7 protein-coding genes are annotated in these 4,090 nt (G+C 67.3%); 4 read left to right on the top strand and 3 right to left on the bottom strand.

From position 1 onward, the window contains the following. The 3 genes from Q4C89_RS12725 to bshB1 all read left to right on the top strand — a co-directional run. Positions 1–414 (top strand): universal stress protein (locus Q4C89_RS12725; RefSeq protein ID WP_303102995.1); only part of this gene is annotated, 414 nt, incomplete at its 5' end. Further along, positions 411–1,325, top strand: a complete 915-nt coding sequence (locus Q4C89_RS12720; RefSeq protein ID WP_303102994.1) for an L-lactate dehydrogenase — start codon at positions 411–413, stop codon at positions 1,323–1,325. The genes Q4C89_RS12725 and Q4C89_RS12720, both read left to right, overlap by 4 nt. After that, positions 1,322–2,050: a bacillithiol biosynthesis deacetylase BshB1 gene (bshB1, locus tag Q4C89_RS12715; RefSeq protein WP_303102993.1), complete on the top strand. Its 729-nt coding sequence runs from the start codon at positions 1,322–1,324 to the stop codon at positions 2,048–2,050. Before Q4C89_RS12720 ends, bshB1 begins: the two co-directional genes overlap by 4 nt. A 73-nt stretch (positions 2,051–2,123) precedes the next feature. Here the strand turns inward: bshB1 and Q4C89_RS12710 are convergent, their stop codons facing one another. Together Q4C89_RS12710 and rpmF are read right to left on the bottom strand one after the other, a co-directional pair. Further along, a complete protein-coding gene (locus Q4C89_RS12710) occupies positions 2,124–2,471 on the bottom strand; it encodes a hypothetical protein (protein ID WP_303102992.1) in 348 nt (115 codons plus the stop codon). Between the two features lie 165 nt (positions 2,472–2,636). Next, positions 2,637–2,819 carry a 50S ribosomal protein L32 gene (gene rpmF, locus Q4C89_RS12705; protein WP_303102991.1) on the bottom strand — a complete coding sequence of 61 codons (183 nt, stop codon included), beginning with the start codon at positions 2,817–2,819 and terminating at the stop codon, positions 2,637–2,639. A 164-nt stretch (positions 2,820–2,983) separates the two neighbouring features. Here rpmF and Q4C89_RS12700 point away from each other — a divergent pair, with 164 nt between their 5' ends. Beyond that, complete coding sequence (locus Q4C89_RS12700) at positions 2,984–3,637, top strand: trimeric intracellular cation channel family protein (RefSeq protein ID WP_303102990.1); 654 nt, start codon at positions 2,984–2,986, stop codon at positions 3,635–3,637. A 22-nt stretch (positions 3,638–3,659) separates the two neighbouring features. Here Q4C89_RS12700 and Q4C89_RS12695 read toward each other — a convergent pair. After that, positions 3,660–4,090, bottom strand: a 431-nt coding sequence (locus Q4C89_RS12695; protein WP_368493240.1) for a hypothetical protein, incomplete at its 5' end; no start/stop codon positions are given.

Here is a 4,090-nt window from a genome sequence, read left to right as displayed (position 1 = left end):
GGCATCGACTTCTCGCCCGCGTCGCTGCACGCGCTGGAGGTGGCCCGCGCCCGTTTCCCCGGAGCGCAGCGCCGCCTCGCGCACGTCACCGACGCCCGCGCCGTGGCTGCCCCCGACGTGATGGGCGGCCTGACCCCGGTGCTGCCCGACCCCACACTGCTCCAGACCCTGGAAAGCGCCGATTCCAGCCGACTGGCCCAGGTGGTGCAGCCCGGCGAGGAAACCGAACTGCTGGTGGGCGACCCGGTGACGGGCCTGCTCGACGCTGCCCGCACCTGGGGCGCAGACCTGATTGTGGTCGGCACCCACGACCAGGGCGCACTGGAACACTTTTTTGTCGGCAGCAGCGCCGAAAAATTGGTCAGCCGCAGCACGGTTCCGGTGCTGTGCGTGCGCCTGGACGGTCAAGGATGAAAGTCGGCGTCGTCGGCACGGGCTTTGTCGGCTCTACGGCGGCCTACGCGATGGTGCTGCGTGGGTCGTGCAGCGAACTGGTGATGGTGGACAAGGACATGGAGCGGGCGCAGGCCGAGGCCGAGGACATCGCCCACGCCTCGCCCGTCAGCCACGGCACCCGCGTCTGGCACGGCGATTACAGCGAACTGGCCGGGGCCAGAGTGGTGGTCGTCACCGCCGGGGCCAACCAGAAACCGGGCGAAAGCCGCCTCGACCTGCTGGAAAAAAACGCCGCCATCTTCCACGAAATCATCCCGCAGATCTCGAAGGCTGCACCCGACGCGGTGCTGCTGGTCGCCACCAACCCGGTGGACCTGCTCACCGACCTGACCACCCACCTCGCGCCGAACCAGCCGGTCATCGGCTCCGGCACGGTGCTCGACAGCGCCCGCTTCCGTCACCTGATGGCGCAGCACGCCGGGGTAGACGGCACCCACGCCCACGGCTACGTGCTGGGCGAACACGGCGATTCGGAGGTGCTGGCCTGGAGCAGCGCGACAGTGGCGGGAATGCCTGTGCGCGACTTCATGAAGGCCCAGAACCTCCCCTGGAATGCCCAGGTTCGCGCCGAAATTGACAAGGGTACGCGCCACGCCGCCGCCAGCATCATTGAGGGCAAGCGGGCGACCTACTACGGCATCGGGGCGGCCCTGGCCCGCATTGCCGAGGGCGTCCTCAAAGACCGCCGCTCCATCCTGACCGTCAGTGCGCCCACGCCCGACTACGGCGTCAGCCTCAGCCTGCCGCGCATCGTGGGGGCGCAGGGCATTCTGTCCACGCTGCACCCCCGCCTCACCGAAGACGAGCAGCAAAAACTGGACAGGAGCGCCGAAGTATTGCGCGAATTCAAGGACAAGCTGGAACTATGACCCAGCCCTCTTACCCGCTGCAAACCGTGTACGGCGAGACCGGGGCGCTCGACTGGCTGTGTCTGGCCCCGCACCCCGACGACGCCGAAATCGGCGCGGGCGGCACGCTGATTCGGCTGGCACGGGCGGGCAAAGCGGTGGGGATTCTGGAACTGACGCGGGGCGAGCGTGGCACCCAGGGCACCCCCGAGCAGCGTCAGGCCGAGTGCGTGGACGCCGCCCGCATCATGGGCCTGCGCTGGCGCGGACAGCTGGGCCTGCCCGACGGCGAACTGGCCGACACCCCGCCCTTTGCCCACGCCCTCGCCGCCGCGCTGCGTACCGTGCGCCCCCGCGTGCTGGTCGTGCCCCACCACCAGGACCGCCACCCCGACCACTTCGGCACCTACCACCTGACCAAACGGGCCATTCACCTCGCCGCGCTGAAAAAGGCCGACCTGGACGGTGAGTCCTGGCGGGTCCAGCGCGTGCTGCTCTATCAGGGCAACTCGGACATCCGCGCCAACGTGTTGGTGGACGTCGGGGACGTGCAGGACGACTGGGAACGGGCCATTCACGCGCACCGTTCGCAGTTCGGCGGCGGCTACGTTTCCGAAACGGTGACCCCCGAAATCGTGGAACGTCGCCGGGGGCGGCTGACCTACTGGGGCACGCTGCTACGCGTCAAATACGCCGAACCCTTCGAGGCCGAAGAACCGTTGCTGCTCGCCCCCGAAGGGCTGTAACCGCGCAGAAAGCGCAAAAATCCCCGGTAGCCGCTGTGGCCTGCCGGGGACTTCTCCGTCAGAGGTTCGGAGTTCAGGTGGGGCGCTCGTCCACGCAGTCGGTCGTGATGACGCGGCCCACGCCGTCGCGCTTGGCCTTGCCCTGACCATGTTCTTCGGCGGTCGCATGTTCGTGGGCGAGGTGGGCCGCCGCAGCGGGGTTGCCCACATGCAGCACCAGGAACCCGTTGTTGTCCACCGCGCTGGTGGCGTGGCAGATGTAGGTCTTCTTGGCGTTGCCGGGCTTGTCGGAGTTGGGGTTGCCCCGGAAAGCGCCGGGCAGGTCCTCCTTGACCACGATGCCGTCGGGCGTAGTAAAGGTGGGCTGTTCGGCCAGAGCCATGCCCGAGAGCAGGGCGGCGGCGACAATGAATGCTTTCATGGCTTCCTCCTGGGGCCTCTTGGCCCGAGCGTCTTACAGGCTAGAAAAATCCTGTGAGCTTTTGAACCCACCGCCATGAGCGAACAGCGTGAAAATTTTTATATTTCCCTGAACTGCACAAAAAAAGCCCCCCAGGACGGGGGGTCTAGAGGTCGGGGCCTCGGTTCAGACGGCCAACACCTGACGGCCATCGTAGTAGCCGCAGCTGGGGCAGATGTGGTGGCTGAGCTTCTTGGCCTGGCACTGGGGGCACTCGGTCAGGTTGGGTGCGGTCAGCGCGTGGTGGCTGCGGCGCATGTCGCGCTTGCTCTTGCTGGTCTTCTTCTTGGGAACGGGGTGCTTAGCCATATCTTTTCTCCTGGGGGAGCCGCTCGGCGCGTCCCGCCGGGGCCTTCTTCTCGCTGGGTTTGCATCCGGCGTGGCCGGGGCAGGCGAGACAACAGCGGGGAGTATACCACATGCTCGCCCCGGCGTGCCAGACTCGCTAGAGTGGGCGCCGTGAGGGTAAAGCCGTGCCAGACCTGAGCCTTTCTCCGGCTGAGTTGCAGCGGGGCCTGCAAGCCCTGGACCTGCTGGGCATCCTGGCTTTTTCCATGTCGGGGGCGCTGCTGGCGGTTCGCAAGCGGTTCGACCTGTTCGGCGTGCTGGTGCTGGGCTGCGTGACGGCGGTGGGGGGCGGGGCGATACGCGACACCCTGACCGGGCAGACCCCACCCCTCTTTCTGCGCGACGAAACCTACCTGTGGACGGCGCTGCTCGGTGCGGCCCTGGGCTTCGCCTTCGGGGAGCGGCTGGCCCGCTTCGAGCGCACGCTCAGCTTGTTCGACTCGGTGGGGCTGGCGGTGTTCGCCACTTCGGGGGCACTGGGGGCCATCAAAATCGGTCTGGGGCCGCTGGGGGTGGTCTTTGCCGGAATGCTCAGCGGCGTGGGCGGCGGCATCATCCGCGACCTGATCGCCAACGAGGTGCCCGAGGTGATGTATCGCCGCGAACAACTCTACGCGACGGCGGCGGCGGGCGGGGCGCTGACCGTGTGGCTGCTACACGCCTCGCTCGGCCCTTTTCGGGCACAACTGAGTGGGGTGGCGTTGGTGCTGCTGCTGCGCTGGGTGTCGCGGCACAACTGGGTGCGTCTGCCCGTGCGCCGCCTGCCGGGAAGCGACTGACAAGCGCCTCGCAGCGTCGGGGTCAGCGCTTCCGAGTGGCGCAGGCGTACTGCTCGCGCAAGCGGTCAAGGGTCGGGATGACGCCCAAGCGCTGGGCTTCAGGCAGCAGCAACTCCAGCGCAATGAGAAAATGACCGACTTCCTGGGTCGGAATCTGACCCGGTTCGCAGCGGCTCATCCGGGCAGCCTGACGCAGAAGTGCTTCGCCGTCCTCGCCCAGCGTAGCCAGCAAAGTCTTCCAAAGCGTCACTTGCCCAGGAGCCTTGACCTTGATCCAACCTCTTTCCTGTGCCCGGCCCGCCACCTTGAGGCACACGGCCAGCGGCAAATGCAGCAGTTCACTCACCTGGACCAGCGTCCTCCGACCGTCGCAGGCCTGCAGTACCTTGTTGCACCAGTAGCACGTGACCTCGGCATTCCGCGACGCCACGAACACGGCCTGGGGGTCAATCA

The sequence above is a fragment of the Deinococcus sp. genome (assembly GCF_030523985.1).
Classification (GTDB): domain Bacteria; phylum Deinococcota; class Deinococci; order Deinococcales; family Deinococcaceae; genus Deinococcus.
The sequence above is the reverse complement of the archived record's forward strand: the minus strand, read 5'-3'. Positions and strand labels throughout refer to the sequence as shown.

Bases quoted from the DNA above. Each gene is read 5' to 3' on its own strand.
- Q4C89_RS12710 (WP_303102992.1), bottom strand. From the start codon at position 2,471: ATGAAAGCATTCATTGTCGCCGCCGCCCTGCTCTCGGGCATGGCTCTG.
- rpmF (WP_303102991.1), bottom strand. From the start codon at position 2,819: ATGGCTAAGCACCCCGTTCCCAAGAAGAAGACCAGCAAGAGCAAGCGC.
- Q4C89_RS12720 (WP_303102994.1), top strand. From the start codon at position 411: ATGAAAGTCGGCGTCGTCGGCACGGGCTTTGTCGGCTCTACGGCGGCC.
- bshB1 (WP_303102993.1), top strand. From the start codon at position 1,322: ATGACCCAGCCCTCTTACCCGCTGCAAACCGTGTACGGCGAGACCGGG.